The organism is Ruminococcus sp. MCC718 (assembly GCF_018783905.1).
GTDB lineage: Bacteria > Bacillota > Clostridia > Lachnospirales > Lachnospiraceae > Hominisplanchenecus > Hominisplanchenecus faecis.
In genome coordinates this window covers 1-1,516 of the sequence record NZ_WQNP01000090.1, presented here as the reverse complement: position 1 = coordinate 1,516, position 1,516 = coordinate 1, and the positions used below count along the sequence as shown (strand labels likewise).

Below are 1,516 nucleotides of genomic sequence, written 5' to 3'. Positions count from 1 at the left end.
TTCGCATGAACTGTCTGCCTTGCTTCCTGTGCTTTCTGTAATTCCTGCTTTTTCTGTGAGATATTTTCCCTGTGCAGGTTACGTTTCAGTGTACGCTGTTCCTGTCGGTTTTCCCGTTCTTCCACAACGCCACGCTTAAAGTCTGATACATTATCCTTTGCTTTCTGTTTGGCAGAGTGAACAGCATAACCAGCCTGTGTCGGCAGGTCTTTCACATTTTCTTTCAGAGAAGAAGCACTGTCACGGACTTTATTTTTCGTATCCATTACAGCACCTACCGCAGAACCAACACGGCTTCCCATGGAAACCTCATTATTCCTTTGTGGTCTGGCTGGCGTATTTTTATGTGTAGAACGAGAGTGATTATAAGCAGAACCAGCGACTGCACCAGCTCCGACCATACTTCCTGTACCCACAGCCCTTGCAAGTCGGCGTTCCATACGTCTTGCCCTGTGTCGCATGAACACCATCGGTCTACGGAATATCCGGCGACCTATCTGCTGGCTGTCATTGGCATTCAGGCTGAACATACTCATTAGCTCTCCGAGCTTCATGTAGATTCCGGCAAAACAGATTATCTGCAAAAATGCCACCATGAAGAACGGGTAGTCCGTGGAAATGTTGTAGAACATACTGGAAATCGAAAATGCCACGGTCACAATCAGTGTGATTCCGGCTCTTGTCATAATGGCGTTGAACACACGGACAACTGCCTGTTTCGCCATGTTCTCATAGGTTGGTATCATGGACAGCAAAAAGCTGACAGGTAAAAACATGGCATATATGATAAAAAGTATCTGGGAAAATAACATCATGCCGGTAAGCAGGAAGATAAAGATTGTGATACCGAGATTGAAAATGAGCAGGAAGAACACCATGCCAAGACGGTTGACGACCTGTGGAATGGTAAGGTTGTCATTGTCGTTATCCTCAATCTCTGTTTTCACAATATTTTCCCTTGTTTCCCCATCTTCATCGGACGGGCTGGCAGATACCAGAGCTTCTACACGGTCAGTCCCGATTTCTTCGGTATCACTGTTCCCGAACTGCAATAACAGCCACGGTTTTTCTACCTGTATCGCAAACAGGCTGTCACGGATAAGGTCTACGCTGTCTTTCCCTTTGCTTTGTGAATCGGGGAGCATGATTTTTGTCCCCAAGTCCAGAGAAGCGGTGCTGATGTCCGAACTGAAATCATTGATTTTCTGGATATAATTGGGAGCATAAGCAATAAAGGACGCAGACACAATGAACACCACCACAAAGTTGATAACAGCGTGAAGTGCTTTGCTTGTTTCCCGTTTGAGAAGCCCTGTATAGGCGGTGTAAACACCTACAATCAGAATGATAATGAGCAGGAATCCCACATAGAATCCACTGCTGGAAAATCCATGTTCGGTCACTCCGGCAAGTGTCTGGATACTTTTCCCGATACCGTCTGCCATGTCATTGATGAAGTCCAGCTTATACGCCTGTTGCACCACATATCCTGTGGCATTGCTAAGATACAGGCTGA

1 protein-coding gene is annotated in these 1,516 nt (G+C 46.0%); it reads right to left on the bottom strand.

Annotated features, from left to right (window positions below; translation table 11 throughout):
• On the bottom strand, positions 1 to 1,516 hold a 1,516-nt coding region (locus GPK60_RS08225), incomplete at both ends, for a type IV secretion system protein (RefSeq protein WP_215659273.1).